The sequence below is a fragment of the Janthinobacterium breve genome, assembly GCF_051380895.1.
GTDB lineage: Bacteria > Pseudomonadota > Gammaproteobacteria > Burkholderiales > Burkholderiaceae_D > Janthinobacterium.
Genome location: NZ_JBNYXY010000001.1, coordinates 556,809 through 576,887 on the forward strand (window position 1 = coordinate 556,809; position 20,079 = coordinate 576,887).

Genomic DNA, 20,079 nt, shown 5'->3' on the forward strand with positions numbered 1-20,079 from the left:
TTAAAAATTCAGGCCGGGCGACAGCTTGGCCGGCATTTCCAATACGCTGTTCTCGATCGAAGCGACCGGGTAGGCGCAGTAATCGGCCGCGTAATAGGCGCTCGGACGGTGGTTGCCCGATTTGCCAATACCGCCGAACGGCGCCGTGCTGGCCGCGCCCGTGGTGGGACGGTTCCAGTTGATGATGCCTGCGCGCGCGCGCGTCTGGAACGTTTGCCACAGGGCCGGATCGTCCGACAGGAGCGCTGCGGCCAGGCCGAATTCGGTGGCGTTGGCAACCTTCAGGGCCGCGTTGAAATCGGCTACGCGAATCACTTGCAACAATGGACCAAACCATTCTTCGTCGGGAATGCCGGCAGCGTTGGAGACGTCGACGATGCCGGCCGTGACAAAGCCTGCCTCGGGATTCAACTGGCGCATCTGCAGCAGGGTGGTGCCGCCCTTGGCGACCATGTCCGCCTGCGCCTGCACCAGGCGCGCGGCCACGGCGCTGGAGACCACTGGGCCCATGAAGGGCTGCGGCTGCGCGTCGGACGCGCCGATACCCAGTTTCGCTGCCACTTCCACCAGACGCGCCACAAAAGCGACACCGGCGGCATTATCTTGTACCACCAGGCGGCGCGCGCAGGTGCAGCGCTGGCCGGCCGAGACGAACGCGGAGAAGATCGCGTGGTGCACGGCGGCGTCCACGTCCTTCACATCCCACACCACCAGGGCGTTGTTGCCGCCCATTTCCAGCGCCAGCATCTTGCCCGGCTGGCCGCCGAACTGGCGGTGCAGGCTGATGCCCGTCTGGCAGGAACCGGTAAACAGCACGCCGTCGAGGTGTCCATTCGCGCCCAGGGCCACGCCCGTGTCGCGTCCGCCGTTGACGAGGTTGACGACGCCATTCGGCAAGCCCGCCTGCTGCCACAGCTGCACGGTTTTGACGGCCGTGCGCGGCGCATATTCGCTGGGTTTGAAAACGATGGTGTTACCGGCGATCAGGGCCGGCACGATGTGGCCGTTGGGCAGGTGGCCGGGGAAATTGTACGGGCCAAAGACGCCGAATACACCGTGCGGACGGTGGCGCAGCACGGCGTCGCCATCGGCGATCCTGCTTTGCGTAATGCCCGTGCGCGCGTTATACGACTGCACCGAGATATCGATCTTGTTGGCCATGGTGGCCACTTCCGTGCGCGACTCCCACAAAGGTTTGCCCACTTCTTCCGAAATCAGCAACGCCAGCGCTTCCGCATGTTCCTTCAACAGGTCGCGGAAGCGCACACAGATGGCGATGCGCTCTTCGACGGGCGTATCGGCCCACGCTTCAAAGGCGGCGCGGGCGGCCTGGCAAGCTTGCTCGACTTCGCTCTCCGTCGCTTCCAGGCTGGCCCAGGTTTGCTTGCCGTTCGATGGGTCGATGGTGAGCAGTTCGCGGCCGGTGCCCGGCAGCCAGGCGCCGTTGATGAAGTTCGATTGCGTTGTATTCGAATTAGACATGGGAATGCTTCCTCGGGTTGAGTGACAAGGTGCGCACGGTGTCGCCGTGATGGCAACGCAGCAGGTGCAGTTCATCGTCGTCCAGCGCAATCTTGCCGCTGTGCGGATTGGCGCTGGTGACGATCATGCGGAAATCTTTCAAGTCGGTGTTCGACACCAGGTAAGGCTCGGCCTGGCCAAGGTCGCCGCACACTTCCAGTGCCGCCTCGGCGTCGAGCACGGCCGGCATGCTGTCGCGCATGGCGCGCAGTTCGGACACGCGCGCTTGCAGCACGGGACCGGCATCGAAAATGTCGACATAGCCTTCAAAGTGCAAGCCTTCCTGTTCCAGCAGGCGGCGCGCGGGCGCCGTGCTCAGATGCACCTTGCCGATGACTTCCTGCGCCTCGTCGGGCAGATAGGCCACGTACATGGGCTGGCGCGGCATCAGCTCGGCGATGAAGGATTTTTTCCCCAGGCTCGTCAAGTCGTCGACGTGGTGGAAATCCATCTTGAAGAAGTGACGGCCCAGGCCCTCGTAGAACGGCGAACTGCCGTCCGGCGCCTGGTAGCCGCGCATTTCGGCGATCAGCTTTTCCGTGAACAGCTGCGGGAATTGGGCGATGAAGAGAAAACGGCTTTTCGACAGCAGCTTGCCGTTGTTGCCGCTGCGGTAATCGGGGTGCAAAAACAGCGAACACAGTTCCGTGCTGCCCGTCAGGTCGTTCGACAGGTACAGCGTCTCCATGCGTGTAAACACGTCGAGTTCGCGGCTGGAATGGACCAGGGTGCCGATACGGTAGTTATAGAACGGTTCGTCCAGGCCCACGGCGCCCTTGATGGCGCACACGCCGGCCAGGCGGCCCGTGTCGGTATCCTCCATGACGAACATGTAGTCGCGCTTTTCGGGCGGAATGGTTTCAGCGAACGAGGCGCAGGCGATGGCCAGGCGGTCGCCCAGCATTTTCATATCCGGCTTGAGGGTGGTCATGCCGGTGCCGACTTGGCTGGCCAAGCCGTACAGGGCGTCCAGGTCAGAAGCGTTGATGGCGCGTACTACTAGCATAATGTTCTCTCGGTTAGATGCGCACGCAGATGACGCTGTCGCCTTCGGCCACGGCCAGCGCTTCAAGCAGCTCGGCCGGCAAGCCGACGGTGTCCTGCGCTTCGAGCGCATCGCAGGTAAAGGTGACGGCGCGGAAGTTGCGCTCCGCGCCCGAAGCGACCGCGTAATGCACTTTCAGGCCCGTTCGGCTGGGCGTGACGCCTGCGACGACGCGGCGCGTGAGCGACCCCGTAAACGAGCGCAGCGCATGCTTGTGCGCCTGCAGGATCGGGCCGCCATCGAAGATATCGATGTAGTCGTCTGCCTCGAAACCTTCTTCCGTCAGCAAATTGAACGCCAGTTCGCCGCTCGGGTGGATCTGGCCCATGGCCGCCTGCGCATCGCCGGGCAACAGTGGTACGTACACGGGGTAGTGCGGCATCAGTTCGACGATCAGGGTGCGGTTGCGCGCGCCGCCGATGACTTTTTCGGCATCGAGAAAATCCATCTGGAAGAACTTGCGGCCCAGCGCATCCCAGAACGGCGACTGGCCGTTGGCGTCCGTGATGCCGGCCAGCGGCACAAAGAAGCGGTCGCCGAAACGGTGCGGCGCCAGCACGGCAAACAGCAGCCGCGCGCGCGACAGCAGGGCCGCTTCCAGGCCAGCCTGTTCCATGTTGCGCACGTAGAAGCCGGACAGCTGCGAATACGCCGTCAGCTCCGAGCACAAGGTCAGCGCATGCACGCTATGGCTGATGTTCAGGTCACGCGAGACTTGCTGGATGACGTCGTTGCGAAAGGAAAAGTAGGTGCCGTTCGAGCCGGCCGAGGCGAAGATGGCGGCCGTGCCGGCAATGCTCTTGTCGAGCAGGGATTCAAGCACGAAGAGATATGACTCTTCGCTGGGGATGTCGACATGGGCGGCAAACGAGGCGATGGAGCGCTCGACGGAGGCGGCGATTTTTTCGCGCGTCTTCGGCAGGGTATGGACACCCGGCATGGTTACCGCGGCCAGCGCTTCGAGGGCTGCAATATCCGCAATTTCTACCGGACGGACAACATACATGGGTACTCCTTCAATGCAGACAATACTTGGGCTGGTACCCGGGTAGAACCAAGCCGGCCCGCAGCAAAGCGGCGGGCCGGTGATAGTGCGGGGGTAAGACTAGCCTCAGGCTTTCAGCAGGCCGTCAATGGCCACGCGCAGCAAACGGCCCGCTTCAGCGATCTGCTCGTCCGAGACGATCAGGGCCGGTGCCAGGCGCACCACGTCCATGCCGGCGATCAGCACCATCAAGCCTTGCGCTTCGGCCGCTTTCTGGATGTCTTTGGCGCGGCCTTTGTAGGCATCGCTGACTACCAGGCCCAGCAGCAAACCGCTGCCGCGCACCACGGAGAACACTTGCGGGTAATCCGTGATCAAGCCTTGCAGCATGGCGATGGTGTTGACGCTCGCTTCTTTCACGCGGGCGAGGAACGCTGGCGTGTTGATCGTTTCGAGCACGCTCAGGGCCACGGTGGCAGCCAACGGGTTGCCGCCGTAGGTGGTGCCATGGGTGCCGACGGCCAGGGTTTGCGCCAGTTCATTGGTGGTCAGCATGGCGCCGATCGGGTAGCCGTTGCCCAGCGCCTTGGCGGCCGTCAGGATGTCCGGCGTGACGCCGTAGCCCATATAGGCGAACAACGCGCCAGTGCGGCCCATGCCGCACTGGACTTCGTCGAAAATCAACAGGGCGCCGGTCTTGTCGCACAGGGCGCGCAGTTCCTTGAGGAACTCCGGATTGCCCGGCACCACGCCGCCTTCGCCTTGTACCGGTTCGACGATCACGGCGCACACGTCATCGCCGATGGCGGCACGCGCCGCTTCGATGTCGTTGTAGGCGATGTGGTCGATCGACGGTGGCAGCGGTTCGAAGCCTTCCGTGTACTTGGCCTGGCCGCCGACGGAGACGGTAAACAGGGTACGGCCATGGAAGGAGCTGAAGCACGAGATGATGCGCGACTTGTGCGCGCCGAACTTGGTGTGCGCGTACTTGCGCGCCAGTTTCAGGGCCGCTTCGTTGGCTTCCGCGCCCGAGTTGCAGAAGAAGGCGCGGTCGGCGAAGGTCGCTTCCGTCAGGGCCAGGGCCAGACGCAGCACGGGCTCGTTGGTGTAGCCGTTGCCCAAATGCCACAAATTATTGATTTGCTTGGTCAGCACGTCGACCAGGACCGGATGGCAGTGACCCAGGCTGTTGACGGCGATGCCGGAGGTGAAATCGAGGTAATGCTTGCCTGACTGGTCCCACAGATCCAGTCCGGAACCGCGCACGGGCACCATGGCGGCAGGGGCGTAGGTAGGAACGAGGACCTGGTCAAAGGTTTCCCGGGTGACTGGACGAGCCGTTACGGTCGAATCAAGCTTGGCATTCATAGCATTTCCCCATCAATATGTTAGGTACTCCGCAGCTACGACAGCTACGTGTGTACTGCATTATAAAAAGCGGGATGCTAAAACTCTTTTGAATCTGCGACAAGGATTTTCACAATTCATCACAGCTGTGCTTATCGCACGATAGTGCGAAATATATAACGCCTGGCGAAATCGTAGCGAGCGGCAGTGAGTTGTGGCAGAGAAGCGGAGCTGTGCGAAGGCACAGTGAGCATCGGAGGCCGCAAATCGCGACGCGCAGTAGATTTCACCAGACGTTAGATCGGCGGCATCAGCTTGCGCTGCCGCTCTTCGCGGGGGGTATTGCCAAACAGGGTGCCAAACGCCGTGGAAAAGTGCGAGCCGGAGGAAAAGCCGCACATCAGGCCAACTTGCACGATGGAATAATGTGTGTCGAGCAATAGTTGCCGTGAGCGCTGCAGGCGCAGCTCCAGGTAGTAGCGCGACGGCAAGCTGCCCAGGTATTGCTTGAACAGCCGCTCGAGCTGGCGCCGCGACAGGCCCACCAGGCTGGCGATGTCATCGGTCGACAGCGGCTCCTCGATATTGGCCTCCATCAAGGTGACCGCTTCAGAAAGCTTAGGCTGCAGCACGCCGAAACGCGCCTGCAAGGCCACGCGCTGGCGTTCTTCCTTGCCGCGCACCTTGTCAACGCACAACGCTTCCTTGACGAGCGCCTGTACGTCGGCGCCAAACACGGTCTCGATCAGGGTCAGCGAAAAATCGATGCTGGCCGCGCCGCCGCAGCAGGTAATGTGGGGGCCGTCGATATCGAACAGGTGCGGCGTCAGGATGGCCCGCTCGGCCTTCGCTTCCGCGTCGGCGTACAGGGCCCACGGCAAGGCTATGCGCACGCCATCCATGACGCCCGCGTCGGCCAGCCACAGCACGGCCGCGCCCACGCCACCCCAGAATGGCGCCGAACGGCAGCGCTCGATCACGGCCCGACAAAGCTCGGCGCGCAGCGGCGCCTCCGTTTCATCGGCCACCAGCAGCGCGATATGCCAGTTGCCGCCCTGCTGGGCGACTTGCTCGGGCGTGCGCACGTCCAGTTGCAGGGCATCGGGCCCCAGCGCCCGCGCGCACAGGCGCAGCGGCTGCACCAGGCCCGCCCAGGTAATCGACTCGGCATCGCCGGCATGGACCAGCAGCAGGCGCAGCGGTTTGTCGAGGCCGATACGGGAAAGATTAGCGAAAGACATCGGCGAGGCGGACCAGGGACAAGGGCTGAGTTGCCCACATGATACCGGAGTTCAGCCCCATCCAGACCCGCATGCAACAGCGGGGCCTGACGCGGCGGAAAAAAGCGGGATGGAAGGATATAATCACACCCCATGGGTGAACGATATTTAAAAAGTATCCGGCTGCTGGCCGAATGCATGCAAGGCTTCGAGCGGTTTTCTAGCGACTTCGTGCGCCAGTACGGCTTGACGCATGCGCAGTTCGACATCATTGCCACGCTCGGCAACACCTGCGGCATGTCCTACAAGGAACTGGGACAGAAAACCCTGATTACCAAGGGTACCTTGACGGGCGTGGTGGACCGGCTGGAGCAAAAGGGGCTGGTGGTCCGAGAACGTTGCACGAAAGACAAGCGCTCCTACTTCGTGCGCTTGAGCTGCGAGGGCGAACAGGTGTTCCATGACGTGTTCCCCAAGCTGACAAAGCAGGGCCAGCGCTTGTTTGACGGCTATACCGACGACGATTTCATGCGGTTGGAAACCACCCTGGCAGGCTTGAAACACGCCATCGCCCATGGTCACAGCTGACAATTCACCAAGCACAGACATTCAAACAAGACAAAGGAAACCAAGTTGAAAACCACACTGCTCGACGGCAAAAAGCCCGCTCATTTCGATAAACACATCATCGGCAACCTGCTGCTCAACGCCAGCACGCCAGAACTGGTACGCCAGGAAAAACTGATCATCGGCGTGCGCAACGAAGACGGCGAAATCTACCGCCTGATCGGCGCCACCAAGCACAACAGCTTCATGAATGCCGTCGAGGAATTGTTCGACCTGGGCCTGACCGATGAGCTGGAAGACAGCGACGAGTTGGTTGAAGGCTGCGACGCGATATTTAGTGAATCGCTGTAGTAACGCCTGACGATCGCTGTCGTTAAAAAAAGGCATGCCGCAGATATAGCGGCATGCCTTTTTCCGTTTACGGGGCTTTGCTTGCCTTTTACTCGCTTGTTTGCGAAAAGATCACGGTTAAAAAGTTCCGTACGGAAATATTGCGAGTATAATTTTTTCAATGAACAGACTCGACGCCTTTAAAAGCATCGCCGCACAAGCCGCTCGTGGCGAGCTGACCTTTCCTGCCAATGTGGACGCTTCGCTCAAGCTGCAAGAGGCGCTGGCCGATCCCGACTGCCATATCGAGGCCGCTGCCAAGCTGGTGCAAGCCGACCCGCTGCTGGCGGCGCGCACGGTGGCCATCGCCAATTCGGTGGCGTTCAACCGTTCCGGCAACGAAATTACCAGCGTGCGCAATGCCGTGCAACGCCTCGGCGTGCGTACCCTGCAGTCGGTGGTAGCATCGCTGATCGTGCGCCAGCTGGGCAGCACCATCACCGACCCCGTGCTGCAAGCGAAGGCCAACCAGCTGTGGGAACATACGGCCCATGTGGCGGCCCTGTCGCAGGTACTGGCCCGACGCGTCACCAAGGTGGACCCCGATACGGCCCTGTTTGCCGGCATCATGCATGAAGTGGGCGGCTTTTATCTGCTGTCGCGCGCGGCCGAATTCCCTGGCATCCTCGACGGCGAACCGCAGGACTGGGTCGAACATGGCGAACAAGCGATCGGCCATGGCGTATTGACCAAACTGAAGGTGCCGGAAGCCGTGATGGGCGCCATCGGTGCGCTGTGGGAAGGCTTGCGCGCCATCCCGCCCGAGTCGCTGGGCGACACGCTGCTGCTGGCAAATGACCTGGCGCCGGTGGCCTCGCCCCTCAACGAAAGCCCGGCCGCCATCGCCGTGCGGGCCGCCCGCGCCGCCGGCAGCATCGATTGTGTGATCGGCGATGCGACCCTGTCGAGCATCCTGGAAGAATCGGACGATGAAGTACAGTCGCTGCTGAAGGTGCTCGTGCATTAATCCTGTTTTACCGGCGCCGGCGGCACGCCTGGCGCCGGCTTCGGCACGTCGACGATCAGCACATGCTTGTCCATGGCCTGCGTTCCCTGCTTCTGCTGGGCAACTTGCGTGGCGACCGCCCGGGTACTCAATAGTGGCTTCGGATGGCGTGGCATGAACATGGCGTACCTGCTTGCAGTGGGAGACGCCCATATGTGCAGCGATGATCAAATTATCAAGCCACGTTCAAGCATCGGACAAAAATTCGCTCGAAAGCAAAAAAAACCCGCTCGAAAGCGGGTAAAGTCCAAAGCTAGGGATGTCCTGAAAGAGACAGCCCTATCTTATGCGGTGCGCCGTGCCAGCTCCGTGCGCTGGCACACTTAGCGCGCGCATTATCCCGGCAACAGCTGTACGTCCGTTTCCTGCCAGGCGCGCAGCTGCCGCACGCGGGCAAACCAGGCCTGGATATGCTGGTACTGCGCCAGCGGCAGCCGCACGGCCTCGCTGTACATCAGCGGCGCGGCCACGGCGAAGTCGGCCAGGGTCACATCATCTCCGTGGATCCAGCTGCGCCCCGCCAGGTGCGCGTCCAGCACCACGGCGCATTCATGCAGCTCGTGCTCGCCGCGCGCCTCTTCCAGCGGGTCCGCCGGGCCGCCACCCGTCATGCCTTTCCACGCGCGTTCCCAGGCCAGCACGCTGATGGCGGGCGCGAAATGCTGCGCGGCCCAGAACAGCCAGCGGTTGACGTCGGCGCGGGCTTGCGGCGCCGAAGGATAAATGGTCTGGCCCGGCACCTGCTCGGCCAGGTATTGCATGATGGCGCACGATTCCCACAGCAGGAAAGCACCATCTGCCAGCACGGGCAGCTTGCCGTTCGGGTTCAGCTCGGACAGGCGGCGGCGGTCATCCGCATTCATCAGGTCGACTTCGGCCAGCTCCAGAGGCAGGCCGAGGTGGATCGCCGTCATCAGGGCACGGCGGGCATTCGAGGACATGGGGTGGTGGTACAGGCGCATGATGGATGGCTCCGGTGAGTGAAGAAGCCACCATCGTAGTCGCCGTCACTGACAGTTTTTGTCAGGAGCCGATATCAGGATTCCGGATCAATATCGTGCGCCTTGCGCCAGGTATCGAGCAAGGTGTGGCGGCGCGTAGGATAGCGCTCGTCATGCCGCTGCACGCTGGCGATGCGGTCGATGCGGAAATGCCGGTAATCGCCGCGCAGCTCGCACCAGGCGGCCAGCAGGCGCTTGCCTTCAAAAAAGGCCAGGGCAAACGGCCACACCGTGCGCGAGGTGGCGCTGCCATGCTCATCCTGATAGGCGAGCGTGATTTTCTGTTCGTAGCGGATCGCTTCGCGCACGGGCTGCACGTAGCGGTCGGCCGGCTGCGCACCATCGGCGGGACGCCCCAGCGGCACCCACAAGCTGGTCTCGGCCATGCTGTCGCGCAGATCGCGCGGCGAGGCGGCGGCGATCTTCGCCAGGGCATTGCTGGCTGCCTGCGCCAGGCCCGCATCGCCCTGCCGGCGCACCCAGCGCGCGCCCAGCACCAGCGCTTCCAGTTCATCGGGAGCAAACATCAGTGGCGGCAAAAAGGCGCCACGGCGCAGCACATAGCCGATGCCCGCTTCACCCTGCAAGGGCGCGCCCAGTTCGGCCAGGGTCTGGATATCGCGGTAAATCGTACGTTCGGAGACACCCAGCTGCTGCGCCAGCTGTGCCGCCGTCACCGGTACCCGCTTGGCGCGCATGGCGTCCATCAGCAGGAACAAACGGCCGCTGCGGCTCATGGACAAGCCTGCAAAGCCTGGTCGCCCATGACCAGGGCCGACAGGGCCGGCACGTACAGATAGCCGTCCGGCGCCAGGCGCGCCGCGCGCGTGCCCTCTTCCACGCCCGTGATGCCGTAGCAGCGCTGCAGGCGGGCGGCGGCCGGCCACCAATAGATGGCCGCCTCCTGGTCAGGAAAGCGCTGGCGCACGCTATCAGCCTGCGCCGCCACTTGCCGGAAATCGCGGTAAAAGGCGGGGGCTATGCCTAGTTCCACTGCAAAGTCCGCTTCCAGCGCCGCCACCTGCGCCAGTTGCGCGGCCAGCGCCGCTGTTTCACGCTCCAGCTCATCGGCCGGCACGCCCGCCTCGAGCAGGCTGCGGCGCATGTGCTCCGGACCGGCCTGCGCGCGCAGGAAAACCGATTCCTGCAGCGCCAGCACGGCCTCCGCCGGAATGTGCTTGCGGTGCGCGGCCGGGAAGACATACAGGGCGCAGCTGCCCGCACACACCGTATCGATGGCGACATCCCATTGCTGCCGGCGCAGATAGCGGCCCAGCTGCATGGCTGCCTGCGGATCGCCACCGTCGCTATTCACGCGCAACAGCGCGGTGCCCGGCGCGGCCAGCAGTTGCAGCTTGCCCACGTCGCCTTCGGCAATCGGGCCGCGCATGGCGATGCTGTCACTGCCAGTGCGGCTGAAATCGGCGGCGCCGGCCAACACCGTCACGCCCGCCATCAGACCTACCCATAAAAAACGCTTCATCGTCATCCGCCATAAAAAAAACGACCACCGCAAACGGTGATCGTTCTTCATTCGACCTGCAAAAAATCCTGCGCTTACACCACGGCGCCGTCGGTTTCGTCTTTTTCCTTGACCGGCTTGATCAAGTCTTCGCGCTTGACGCCCAGCCACATGGCGATGGAGGCAGCGACGAACACGGACGAGTAAATACCGAAGCAGATACCGATGGTCAGCGCCAGTGCGAAATGGTGCAGGGTCTGGCCGCCGAAGACCAGCATCGACAGCACCATCATCTGGGTCGAGCCGTGGGTGATGATGGTACGCGAAATGGTGCTGGTGATCGCGCTGTCGATCACTTCATGCACGGAAGCCTTGCGCTGCTTGCGGAAGTTTTCGCGGATACGGTCAAAGATCACCACCGATTCGTTGACCGAGTAGCCGAGCACCGCCAGGATGGCCGCCAGCACCGTCAGCGAGAATTCCCACTGGAAGAAGGCGAAGAAGCCCAGGATGATCACCACGTCATGCAAGTTGGCGATAATGGCCGAGACAGCGTATTTCCATTCGAAGCGGATAGCCAGGTAGATCATCACGCCCAGTATCACCATCACCAGCGCGTTCAAGCCGTTCTGCGTCAGTTCCTCGCCCACTTGCGGGCCGACGAATTCAACCTTTTGCAGCACCAGCGCTTCATTGCCGGCGGCGTCCACGCAAGCGGTCTTGATGACGTGCTCGCCCTTTTCAGTAACGGTATCGATGCCCTTGGTCGTGCCCTGCTCGACCTTGCACAGCGTTTCAAACACGCGCTGCGAGGTGTTCGCGGCGCTAACGCCCTTTTCCACCGGCAGGCGGATCATCACGTCGCGCGCCGTATCGAAGCTGGTCACGCCCGGCTCTTCATAGCCGAGGCCGATCAGGGTGCCGCGTATGCCTTCAAGATTGGCCGCCTTGGGGTATTTGACCTCCATCACGGTGCCGCCCTTGAATTCCACGGACAGGTGCAAGCCCTTGTGGAACAGGAAGAAGACGGCGGCAAGGAAGGTCACGGCCGAAATCACGTTGAAAATCAACGCATGGCGCATGAAGGGAATATCTTTTTTGATCCGGAAAAATTCCATGAAATCCTCTGAGTTCTGTTCTGTGCATCCGGCGGCTGGGCCACCGGACGCTATCGCTGTTGTCGCTATAGGGTGAGTCGGGGCCGTGGCTTATTTGCTGGTGCCCGGCACCCACACCGTGCCGATCGACAAGGTCGTCAGCTTTTTCTTGCGGCCATACCAGAGGTTGACCACGCCGCGCGAGACGAAGACGGACGAGAACATCGAGGTCAGGATACCCAGGCAATGCACAACAGCGAAGCCGCGCACAGGGCCGCTGCCGAAGGCCAGCAACGCCAGGCCGACGATCAGGGTGGTCACGTTCGAATCGAGAATCGTGGCCCAGGCACGGTCGAAGCCGGCAGCGATCGCCGCTTGCGGCGTATTGCCGGCACGCAGCTCTTCGCGGATACGTTCATTGATCAGCACGTTGGCGTCAATCGCCATGCCCAGCGCCAGCGCGATCGCGGCGATACCTGGCAAGGTCAACGTCACCTGGATCATCGACAGCAAGCCGACCAGCAACAGCAGGTTGGTGGCCAGGGCCAGCACGCTGAAGGCGCCGAACAGCATGTAGTAGGCGATCATGAAGATGGCGATGGCGATGAAGCCATACAAGGTCGAATGGAAGCCCTTGGCGATGTTTTCTGCGCCCAGTTGCGGTCCGATCGTGCGTTCTTCGATGACGGTCATCGGTGCGGACAGGGCACCCGAGCGCAGCAGCAGCGCCAGTTCATTCGCGTTTTCCGCGCCGCCCATGCCGGTGATCTGGAAGCGCGAACCGAGTTCCTGCTGAATGGTCGCGACCGACAGCACTTCCGGCTTGCCCTTTTCAAACAGCACGATGGCCATGCGCTTGCCCACGCGTTCGCGCGTCGCTTCGCGCATCTTGCGTCCGCCGTCGCCGTTCAGGTCGATCGACACGGCCGCTTGCTGGTTCTGGTCGAAGCTGGCCGTGGCGCTCGAGATATAGTCGCCCGTCAGGATCACGTCTTTCGCCAATACGACAGGGACGCCCTTGCCAACCGTAAACAATTCCGAGTTGAACGGGATCGCGCTCGACAGTTCCGTGCCAGGCACGATGGTTTCGTCGACCAGGCGCACTTCCAGGGTCGCCGTGCGGCCGATGATGGCTTTCGCGCGGGCGACATCCTGCACGCCAGGCAATTGCACCACGATGCGGTCAGAACCTTGCTGCTGGATCAGCGGCTCGGCTACGCCCAGCTCGTTGACGCGCTTGGACAGGGTGGAGATATTTTGTTTCACGCCTTCATCGATGGTCGCCTTCAGGGCGGCCGGCTTCAGGGTGATGTTCAGTTTCAAATCGCTGCCTTCGCCCGCATCGGCGAACGCCAGTTCCGACATCTGGTCGGACAGCACATTCTTGGCCTTCAGGCGCGTTTCCGCGTCACGGAAGTTGATCTGCACGCTATCGCCCACGCGCTCGATGCCGGCGTGGCGGATATTTTTGTCGCGCAACACGCTACGCGCGGCGGATTGGACGCCCTGGACTTTCTTGTTCAGTACTGCTTTCGCATCGACCTGCATCAGGAAGTGCACGCCACCGCGCAAGTCCAGGCCCAGGAACATGGGCAAGGCATGCAATTTTTGCATCCACATTGGCGTATTGGCTTGCAGATTGACCGTCACGATGTACGCGGGATCGGTGGAATCGGGGTTCAGGTCCTTTTCCAGCACCAGTTTTGCCTTGAACTGGGTATCGGGATCGGCGAAACGCACGCGCACGGAGGCGAGGTTGCCGGCGCCATCCATGGTGACACCTTCCGACTTGACGTTCTCTTTCGTCAATATTTTCTCGACTTGCGTCATCAGCTCGCCCGTCACTTTGACAGTCGACTTGCCGCTGGTTACTTGCAGCGCCGGTGACTCACCGAAATAATTGGGCGCCGTATAGAGTGCGCCCAGCAATAAGGCGACGACGATGATGATGTATTTCCAGGCAGGATAGCGATTCATAGTGATTCAGCGTTCAGTGTTGAGCGTCGGAGGCGTCGCGAGGAGCGGCGGGTAGCCACCCCGGGTCTATCATTGCCGAGGCAATGACAGCGAGGAATTACAGTGCCTTCAGGGTGCCTTTAGGCAGCAAAGTGGTAATGGAGCTCTTTTGCACCGTGACTTCGGTGCCGGTCGCCACTTCGATGGTGACGTAAGCGTCCACTACCTTGACAACACGGCCCAGCATGCCGCCAGCGGTGACGACTTCGTCACCCTTGGCCAGCGCGTCCATCATCGCCCGTTGTTCTTTGGCGCGTTTTTGCTGTGGACGGATCATCAGGAAATACATGACCACGAACATCAATACCAGCGGCAGGAAGCTGGTCAGGTTGCCGCCGAAGCCCAGGGCGTCGGTTGGGGCTTGCGCATAAGCGTTGGAAATGAAAAACACGGTGACTCCAGTTCTAATCAGTTTGAAAAAATAGCGCTGTATTCTAGCATTGGCTATACGTCATAACCCGAATTGCAGGCATGGCAACTTTAAATGGGGCTAAAAAAGCATTATGCAATGCTTTATCGCCCCAGTCCAAGCACCAATACACAAAACTTCCAGCCCTGCTGCCGCCAGGGCTCAAGCTAAGCTTTTCTTAAGTTCCGCGTGCGCGTTCCGCGTGGAATTGCAGGGTGAACGCGTGGAAGCGGTCTTCGTCCAGCGCCTCGCGCATCTGGCGCATCAAGTCCAGGTAGTAATGCAGGTTGTGGATGGTGTTCAGGCGCGCGCCGAGGATTTCCTTGGAACGGTGCAAATGGTGCAGGTAGGCGCGCGAGAAGTTGCGGCAGGCGTAGCAGCTGCAGGTCTCGTCGAGCGGCGCCTGGTCTTCCTTGTACTTGGCGTTCTTGATCTTGATGTCGCCGAAACGGGTAAACAGCCAGCCATTGCGGGCGTTACGCGTCGGCATGACGCAATCGAACATGTCGATGCCGTTCGACACGCCCGCGACCAGGTCTTCCGGCGTGCCCACGCCCATCAGGTAATGCGGCTTGTTGGCCGGCAGGCGCGGGCCCACGTGGGCCAGCATGCGCATCATGTCTTCCTTCGGCTCGCCGACCGACAGGCCGCCGATGGCGATGCCGGGGAAATCGATCTCTTCCAGCTTGGCCAGGGACTCGTCGCGCAGCATTTCGAACATGCCGCCCTGCACGATGCCGAACAGCGCGTTCGGGTTTTCACCGCGGTGGAACTCGTCCTTCGAGCGCTGCGCCCAGCGCAAGGACATGCGCATGGACTTGGCTGCTTCCTCGATGGTGGCCGGACGGCCTTCAATCTCGTACGGAGTGCATTCGTCGAACTGCATCACGATGTCGGAATTCAAGACGCGCTGCACCTGCATCGACACTTCCGGAGAGAGGAACAGTATATCGCCGTTAATCGGCGAATTGAAATGCACGCCCTCTTCCGTGATCTTGCGCATGGCGCCCAGCGAAAACACCTGGAAGCCGCCCGAATCGGTCAAAATCGGCTTGTTCCAGCCCATGAAACCGTGCAAACCGCCGAATTTCTCCATGACGGTATTGCCAGGACGCAACCACAAATGGAAAGTGTTACCCAGGATAATCTGTGCATCGATCTCATTGAGTTCCAGCGGCGACATGGCTTTCACGGTGCCGTAAGTGCCCACTGGCATGAAGATCGGCGTCTGCACGACGCCATGGTTGAGTTTCAAGGTGCCGCGGCGTGCCTTGGTCAGGCCGCTCGTGTCGGTCTTGAGGAGTTTAAATTCCAGCATGGTCAGTCTTTCACGGGAGTATTGAGATTCAGCGGAGCGCGCGATTGCGTGGTGAGCAGCATCGCATCGCCATAGCTGAAGAAACGGTAGTTCTGCGCGATCGCATGCGCGTAGGCATGACGGATCGGCTCATAGCCGGCAAAGGCCGACACCAGCATCAACAAGGTCGACTTCGGCAAATGGAAATTGGTGATCAGGCGCGTCACCGTCTTGAAGGCATAGCCGGGCGTGATGAACAGGGCCGTATCGGCGCTGCCCGCCACCAGCTGGCCGCTTTGCGAGGCCGATTCCAGTGCGCGCAAGCTGGTCGTGCCGACAGCGACCACGTCGCGCCCAGCCAGTTGCGCGACGCGCACGGCGTCGACGGTGTCCTGCGGCATGGTGTACCACTCGGTGTGCATCTTGTGTTCGGCCAGCACTTCCGTGCGCACGGGCTGGAAGGTGCCGGCGCCCACGTGCAGAGTCACATAGGCAAAGTTGACGCCCTTGGCCTTCAATTGATCGAGCAAGGCCTGGTCGAAATGCAGGCCCGCCGTCGGCGCGGCCACGGCGCCGGGCACCTTGTTGAAGACCGTCTGATAGCGCGTCTCGTCAAATTCGTCCGCATCATGCTCGATGTAGGGCGGCAGCGGCAATCGGCCATGCGCCTCGATCAGCTCGAACACGTCGGCCTCAAAATGCAGGGTAAAGAATTCGCCGGCGCGCTGACCGACCGTCACGTCGAAGGCGTCGGCCAGGCGGATGCGGCAACCGGGTGGCGGCGACTTCGAGGCGCGCACCTGGGCCAGCACGGTACGCTCGTCGAGCACGCGCTCGACCAGCGCCTCGATCTTGCCGCCGCTTTCCTTGACGCCAAAGAAGCGCGCTTTCAGCACGCGCGTATCGTTCATCACCAGCAGATCGCCCGCCTGCAACAGCCCGACGATATCGCCAAAGCTGCGGTCAACCAGGGCGTCGCCGTCCAGATGCAACAGGCGCGAGGCGCTGCGCTCGGCCAACGGAGTTTGCGCAATGTTTTCTTGCGGCAAATTAAAATCGAAATCGGAAAGCGAATACATGCGTTTTGCTTCAAAAGTACGTCAAAAATGATTAGGAGTGCGCAATGGAACATCTGGCACTATACTGTGCGCCTATACAGGCATTACAATAATCCGCCGCAACACTACGACTGCGGTATGCACAGGGTGTGCCGGACAACCCTCTATTTTACGCTAGCGGCACAAAAATCTCCGATATGTCCGAACCCAAGCCCGATCTTCCTCCCATAGCCAAGCCCGCCGCGAAGCCGAAAGCCGCCAAAAAAGTGGTCAGCACGGAAAGCCGGCTGGCCAAACTGGGCTTGCGCACGGATATGGATCTGGTGCTGCACTTGCCGATGCGCTACGAGGACGAGACGAAGGTCTACACCATCCGCGACGCCTGCCTGCGCGGCGGCGAGTCGTGGCAAGTGGAAGGTGTCGTCACCAAGTGCGAAGTCAATTTCAAGCCGCGCAAGCAATTGCTGGTGACGATCGCCGACGAAACGGGCAACCTGCTGCTGCGTTTCATGAATTTCTACGGCAGCCAGGTCAAGCAGCTGGCCGAAGGCACGCGGGTACGCGCGCGCGCCGAACTCAAACACGGCTTTTTCGGCGCCGAGATGGTGCACCCGACCTACAAGGTGGTCAACGAGGGCGCGCCGCTGCCCACGGCGCTGACGCCCGTGTACCCGTCCGGCGAAGGCTTGTCGCAGCACGTCCTGCGGCGCGAGATCGCCGACGCCATGCGCCGCATCGACTGGCACGATACCTTGCCTGACGATTTGTTGCGCCAGATGCAGCTGTCGCCGTTCCGCGCTGCAGTGCACCTGCTGCACTACCCGCCGCAGGACATCGATGAAAGCGCGCTGATGGACCGCTCGCACCCGGCCTGGGTGCGCATGAAATTCGATGAGCTGCTGGCGCAGCAGCTGTCGCTGAAACGCGCCCAGCGCGCGCGTCGCTCGAAAGGCGCCGCACAGCTAGCAGTCGTCGGCACGCTGTCGCAGGCCTTTGGCGCCGCCCTGCCCTTCAAGCTGACGGGCGCACAGGCCCGCGTGCTCGAGGAAATCCGCGCCGACCTGCACCAGCCGTATCCGATGCAGCGCTTGCTGCAGGGCGATGTCGGCAGCGGCAAGACGGTGGTGGCGGCGTTGTCCGCCACGCAGGCCATCGACAGCGGCTACCAGGCCGCGCTGATGGCGCCCACGGAGATTCTGGCCGAGCAGCATTTCCGCAAGATCGCCGCCTGGATGGAACCGCTGGGAGTAAAAGTCGCCTGGCTGACGGGCAGCTTGAAGAAAAAGGAAAAGACGGCGGCGCTGGCCCTGATCGAATCGGGCGAAGCGCAGCTGGTGATCGGCACGCATGCGCTGATCCAGGATAACGTGCAGTTTGCCAAACTGGGACTGGTCATCGTCGACGAGCAGCACCGCTTCGGCGTGGGCCAGCGCCTGACCTTGCGCAACAAGGGCGACAGCGCGGCCGTGCCGCACCAGCTGATGATGTCGGCCACGCCGATCCCGCGCACGCTGGCCATGACGTATTACGCCGACCTGGAAGTGTCGGTGATCGACGAACTGCCGCCCGGACGCAGTCCCATCGTCACGCGCTCCATCGACCAGAACCGGCGCGACGAAGTCATCGCCCGCGTGTATGCGGCCGCGCTGGAAGGGCGACAGGTGTACTGGGTCTGCCCGCTGATCGAGGAATCGGAAGCGCTGCAGCTGCAAACAGCCACCGACACCTACATGATGCTGGCCGAAGCCCTGCCCGCACTGCAGGTGGGCCTCGTGCACGGCCGATTGAAACCGGCGGAAAAACAGGAAGTGATGGATGCCTTCATCGCCGGCCATATCCACGTGCTGGTGGCCACCACCGTGATCGAGGTGGGCGTCGATGTGCCGAACGCCTCGCTGATGGTGATCGAGCACGCCGAGCGCTTCGGCCTTTCGCAGCTGCACCAGCTGCGCGGCCGCGTGGGGCGCGGCACGGCGGCCAGCGTCTGCCTGCTGCTGTACCAAGGCCCGCTGGGCGGCGTGGCGCGCCAGCGTTTGATGACCATGCGCGAGACGACGGACGGCTTCGAGATCGCCCGCCGCGACCTGGAAATCCGCGGTCCCGGGGAGTTTCTTGGCGCGCGCCAGTCCGGCCAGGCCATGCTGCGCTTCGCCGACCTGGAAACGGATCAATGGCTGGTCGACCAGGCACGCGACGTGGCGCATGATCTGCTGCACGCCACCACGACGGCTGCCGCGGCCACCGTGGAAGCGCATCTGGCGCGCTGGCTGGGTGGAAAAGAGGAATTCCTGAAGGTATAAGGCCCGGCGCCCTACATGCACATCCAGAAGCGGTTCGCCAGATCGAGCATGAAGTCCGGGCGCAAATACGCCAGGAAGACGATGGCCAGCAGTGCGGTGCCAGCCAGGCGCCACAGCCATGTGCGCCAGCTGCCCATTACGCGGCCACCGCCACGCGCTTGACGGCGCGCTCGTCGATGGGCAGGTTGATCAGCGCGGCCAGCAAGCCCAGGCCGATGGTGATCATCCATACGGCGTGGTAACTGCCCTGGTGCTCGTACAGATAGCCGCCCAGCCACGCGCCCAGAAAACTGCCCACCTGGTGCGAGAAGAACACCATCCCGGCCAGCATCGACAGGTGCTTCACGCCGAAAATGCCGGCGACGATGCCGTTCGTCAGCGGCACGGTCGACAGCCACAGCACGCCCATGCCGGCGGCAAACAGGTACACCGACCACGCCGACAAGGGCGCCAGCAGGAACAGTGTGATGACCACCGCGCGCGTCACGTAGATGGCCGACAGCAGATAGCGCTTGGCGATCTTGCCACCGAGTTTGCCTGCGTAGTAGGAGCCGACGATGTTGAACAGGCCGATCAGCGCCAGCGCCGTGACGGCAATGTTCGGATTCATCAGGCCCTGGTCCTTCAGGTAGGCCGGCAAGTGCACGCCGATGAAGACCAGCTGGAAACCGCAGACAAAATATCCTGCCAGCAGCAGCCAGAACGAGCGGCTGGCGATGGCTTCGCTGAAGGCGGCGCCAACGCTTTGCTGCGGGCCGCTGGCGTGCGAAACGGGCGGCTCGCGCAGGTAGAAAGCCATCGGTATCATCGCCAGCAGCACCAGCGCGGCCAGCACATAGAAAGCGTTTTGCCAGCCCACGGCGGAAATCAGTTGCTGCTCGACCGGCATCATCAGGAACTGGCCGAACGAGCCGGCTGCCGACGAGATGCCGAAGGCCCACGAGCGCTGCTCGGGCGGTGCGCTGCGGCCGATGATGCCGCTGATGGCTCCAAAGGCCGTGCAGGCCAGCGCCAGGCCGATGAAGATGCCGGAACCGGCGATGAACAGGACAGGTTGCGTCACGAGCGCCATCCACACCAGGCCCGCCATGTAGCTGATGGCGCCGACGATGACGACGCGCATGGTGCCAAAACGGTCGGCCGCCATGCCGGCGAACGGGCCGAAGACGCCCCACATCAGGTTTTGCATGGCCAGCGCCAGCGAATAGGTTTCGCGTGTCCAGCCATTGGCTTGCGAGATCGGCTGCATCCAGAAGCCCAGGCCGTGGCGCACGCCCATCGCCAGGGTCAGCACGACGCCACTGGCGATGAGGACAGTTTTCAGGCTGGGGCGGGATGAGGGCAATGTCATGGGGTTC

Annotated in this window: 20 protein-coding genes; 4 read left to right on the forward strand and 16 right to left on the reverse strand. The window is 62.2% G+C overall.

The features are described 5' to 3' along the window. From astD to ACQ4W0_RS02610, 5 genes are all read right to left on the reverse strand, one after another. Positions 1-1,482, reverse strand: a complete 1,482-nt coding sequence (gene astD, locus ACQ4W0_RS02590; protein WP_436575343.1) for a succinylglutamate-semialdehyde dehydrogenase — start codon at positions 1,480-1,482, stop codon at positions 1-3. Next, positions 1,475-2,527, reverse strand: a complete 1,053-nt coding sequence (gene astA, locus ACQ4W0_RS02595; RefSeq protein ID WP_436575344.1) for an arginine N-succinyltransferase — start codon at positions 2,525-2,527, stop codon at positions 1,475-1,477. The genes astD and astA overlap by 8 nt, the downstream gene beginning before the upstream one ends. Before the next feature lie 13 nt (positions 2,528-2,540). Further along, entirely contained in the window at positions 2,541-3,572 is a 1,032-nt protein-coding gene (locus ACQ4W0_RS02600; protein ID WP_436511637.1) for an arginine N-succinyltransferase, read from the reverse strand. Positions 3,573-3,677: 105 nt separating this feature from the next. Continuing rightward, positions 3,678-4,919: an acetylornithine/succinylornithine family transaminase gene (gene astC / locus ACQ4W0_RS02605; protein ID WP_436575345.1), complete on the reverse strand. Its 1,242-nt coding sequence runs from the start codon at positions 4,917-4,919 to the stop codon at positions 3,678-3,680. A 275-nt stretch (positions 4,920-5,194) separates the two neighbouring features. After that, positions 5,195-6,139, reverse strand: a complete 945-nt coding sequence (locus ACQ4W0_RS02610; RefSeq protein WP_436575346.1) for a GlxA family transcriptional regulator — start codon at positions 6,137-6,139, stop codon at positions 5,195-5,197. A 132-nt stretch (positions 6,140-6,271) separates the two neighbouring features. Between ACQ4W0_RS02610 and ACQ4W0_RS02615 the strand changes: the two genes are divergently transcribed. The 3 genes from ACQ4W0_RS02615 to ACQ4W0_RS02625 all read left to right on the forward strand — a co-directional run bounded on the left by ACQ4W0_RS02615 (position 6,272) and on the right by ACQ4W0_RS02625 (position 8,042). Next, a complete protein-coding gene (locus tag ACQ4W0_RS02615; RefSeq protein WP_436575347.1) occupies positions 6,272-6,706 on the forward strand; it encodes a MarR family winged helix-turn-helix transcriptional regulator in 435 nt (144 codons plus the stop codon). A gap of 45 nt (positions 6,707-6,751) precedes the next feature. Beyond that, the gene (locus tag ACQ4W0_RS02620) at positions 6,752-7,036 is read left to right on the forward strand and encodes a hypothetical protein (protein ID WP_219132418.1); all 285 of its coding nucleotides are present in this window, start codon (positions 6,752-6,754) and stop codon (positions 7,034-7,036) included. A 160-nt stretch (positions 7,037-7,196) separates the two neighbouring features. After that, positions 7,197-8,042, forward strand: coding sequence for an HDOD domain-containing protein (locus ACQ4W0_RS02625; RefSeq protein ID WP_436575348.1), 846 nt, complete (start codon positions 7,197-7,199; stop codon positions 8,040-8,042). Here ACQ4W0_RS02625 and ACQ4W0_RS02630 read toward each other — a convergent pair. From ACQ4W0_RS02630 to queA, 9 genes are all read right to left on the reverse strand, one after another. After that, entirely contained in the window at positions 8,039-8,203 is a 165-nt protein-coding gene (locus ACQ4W0_RS02630; protein ID WP_436575349.1) for a hypothetical protein, read from the reverse strand. The genes ACQ4W0_RS02625 and ACQ4W0_RS02630 overlap by 4 nt on opposite strands. 213 nt (positions 8,204-8,416) lie before the next feature. Further along, positions 8,417-9,043, reverse strand: a complete 627-nt coding sequence (locus tag ACQ4W0_RS02635; protein WP_436575350.1) for a glutathione S-transferase family protein — start codon at positions 9,041-9,043, stop codon at positions 8,417-8,419. 74 nt (positions 9,044-9,117) lie between these two features. Beyond that, a complete protein-coding gene (locus ACQ4W0_RS02640) occupies positions 9,118-9,819 on the reverse strand; it encodes a helix-turn-helix transcriptional regulator (protein ID WP_436575351.1) in 702 nt (233 codons plus the stop codon). Continuing rightward, positions 9,816-10,565 (reverse strand): hypothetical protein, encoded by a 750-nt coding sequence (locus ACQ4W0_RS02645; RefSeq protein ID WP_436575352.1) that lies wholly within the window; start codon positions 10,563-10,565, stop codon positions 9,816-9,818. Before ACQ4W0_RS02645 ends, ACQ4W0_RS02640 begins: the two co-directional genes overlap by 4 nt. Before the next feature lie 74 nt (positions 10,566-10,639). Further along, positions 10,640-11,662, reverse strand: a complete 1,023-nt coding sequence (gene secF / locus ACQ4W0_RS02650) for a protein translocase subunit SecF (RefSeq protein WP_436575353.1) — start codon at positions 11,660-11,662, stop codon at positions 10,640-10,642. Between the two features lie 90 nt (positions 11,663-11,752). Then, positions 11,753-13,618: a protein translocase subunit SecD gene (secD, locus tag ACQ4W0_RS02655; protein WP_436575354.1), complete on the reverse strand. Its 1,866-nt coding sequence runs from the start codon at positions 13,616-13,618 to the stop codon at positions 11,753-11,755. Between the two features lie 97 nt (positions 13,619-13,715). Beyond that, positions 13,716-14,048, reverse strand: coding sequence for a preprotein translocase subunit YajC (yajC, locus tag ACQ4W0_RS02660; RefSeq protein WP_096238151.1), 333 nt, complete (start codon positions 14,046-14,048; stop codon positions 13,716-13,718). Between the two features lie 196 nt (positions 14,049-14,244). Beyond that, positions 14,245-15,384 (reverse strand): tRNA guanosine(34) transglycosylase Tgt, encoded by a 1,140-nt coding sequence (gene tgt / locus ACQ4W0_RS02665; RefSeq protein ID WP_436575355.1) that lies wholly within the window; start codon positions 15,382-15,384, stop codon positions 14,245-14,247. 2 nt (positions 15,385-15,386) lie between these two features. Continuing rightward, complete coding sequence (gene queA, locus ACQ4W0_RS02670) at positions 15,387-16,442, reverse strand: tRNA preQ1(34) S-adenosylmethionine ribosyltransferase-isomerase QueA (RefSeq protein WP_436575356.1); 1,056 nt, start codon at positions 16,440-16,442, stop codon at positions 15,387-15,389. A 176-nt stretch (positions 16,443-16,618) separates the two neighbouring features. Here queA and recG point away from each other — a divergent pair, with 176 nt between their 5' ends. Next, on the forward strand, positions 16,619-18,721 hold the full coding sequence (gene recG, locus ACQ4W0_RS02675) for an ATP-dependent DNA helicase RecG (protein ID WP_436575357.1): 2,103 nt from the start codon (positions 16,619-16,621) through the stop codon (positions 18,719-18,721). An 11-nt stretch (positions 18,722-18,732) separates the two neighbouring features. On the opposite strand, the gene ACQ4W0_RS02680 is transcribed toward recG, so the two are convergent. Together ACQ4W0_RS02680 and ACQ4W0_RS02685 are read right to left on the reverse strand one after the other, a co-directional pair. Then, a complete protein-coding gene (locus tag ACQ4W0_RS02680) occupies positions 18,733-18,858 on the reverse strand; it encodes a hypothetical protein (RefSeq protein ID WP_436575358.1) in 126 nt (41 codons plus the stop codon). Then, positions 18,858-20,072: an MFS transporter gene (locus ACQ4W0_RS02685; RefSeq protein ID WP_436575359.1), complete on the reverse strand. Its 1,215-nt coding sequence runs from the start codon at positions 20,070-20,072 to the stop codon at positions 18,858-18,860. The genes ACQ4W0_RS02680 and ACQ4W0_RS02685 overlap by 1 nt, the downstream gene beginning before the upstream one ends. Positions 20,073-20,079: the final 7 nt, after the last annotated feature.

Bases quoted from the DNA above. Each gene is read 5' to 3' on its own strand.
- tgt (WP_436575355.1), bottom strand. From the start codon at position 15,384: ATGCTGGAATTTAAACTCCTCAAGACCGACACGAGCGGCCTGACCAAG.
- ACQ4W0_RS02625 (WP_436575348.1), top strand. From the start codon at position 7,197: ATGAACAGACTCGACGCCTTTAAAAGCATCGCCGCACAAGCCGCTCGT.
- ACQ4W0_RS02640 (WP_436575351.1), bottom strand. From the start codon at position 9,819: ATGAGCCGCAGCGGCCGTTTGTTCCTGCTGATGGACGCCATGCGCGCC.
- recG (WP_436575357.1), top strand. From the start codon at position 16,619: ATGTCCGAACCCAAGCCCGATCTTCCTCCCATAGCCAAGCCCGCCGCG.
- ACQ4W0_RS02600 (WP_436511637.1), bottom strand. From the start codon at position 3,572: ATGTATGTTGTCCGTCCGGTAGAAATTGCGGATATTGCAGCCCTCGAA.
- ACQ4W0_RS02685 (WP_436575359.1), bottom strand. From the start codon at position 20,072: ATGACATTGCCCTCATCCCGCCCCAGCCTGAAAACTGTCCTCATCGCC.
- secF (WP_436575353.1), bottom strand. From the start codon at position 11,662: ATGGAATTTTTCCGGATCAAAAAAGATATTCCCTTCATGCGCCATGCG.
- astD (WP_436575343.1), bottom strand. From the start codon at position 1,482: ATGTCTAATTCGAATACAACGCAATCGAACTTCATCAACGGCGCCTGG.
- astA (WP_436575344.1), bottom strand. From the start codon at position 2,527: ATGCTAGTAGTACGCGCCATCAACGCTTCTGACCTGGACGCCCTGTAC.
- ACQ4W0_RS02635 (WP_436575350.1), bottom strand. From the start codon at position 9,043: ATGCGCCTGTACCACCACCCCATGTCCTCGAATGCCCGCCGTGCCCTG.
- ACQ4W0_RS02645 (WP_436575352.1), bottom strand. From the start codon at position 10,565: ATGAAGCGTTTTTTATGGGTAGGTCTGATGGCGGGCGTGACGGTGTTG.
- ACQ4W0_RS02680 (WP_436575358.1), bottom strand. From the start codon at position 18,858: ATGGGCAGCTGGCGCACATGGCTGTGGCGCCTGGCTGGCACCGCACTG.
- secD (WP_436575354.1), bottom strand. From the start codon at position 13,618: ATGAATCGCTATCCTGCCTGGAAATACATCATCATCGTCGTCGCCTTA.
- ACQ4W0_RS02630 (WP_436575349.1), bottom strand. From the start codon at position 8,203: ATGTTCATGCCACGCCATCCGAAGCCACTATTGAGTACCCGGGCGGTC.
- astC (WP_436575345.1), bottom strand. From the start codon at position 4,919: ATGAATGCCAAGCTTGATTCGACCGTAACGGCTCGTCCAGTCACCCGG.
- ACQ4W0_RS02610 (WP_436575346.1), bottom strand. From the start codon at position 6,139: ATGTCTTTCGCTAATCTTTCCCGTATCGGCCTCGACAAACCGCTGCGC.
- queA (WP_436575356.1), bottom strand. From the start codon at position 16,442: ATGTATTCGCTTTCCGATTTCGATTTTAATTTGCCGCAAGAAAACATT.
- ACQ4W0_RS02615 (WP_436575347.1), top strand. From the start codon at position 6,272: ATGGGTGAACGATATTTAAAAAGTATCCGGCTGCTGGCCGAATGCATG.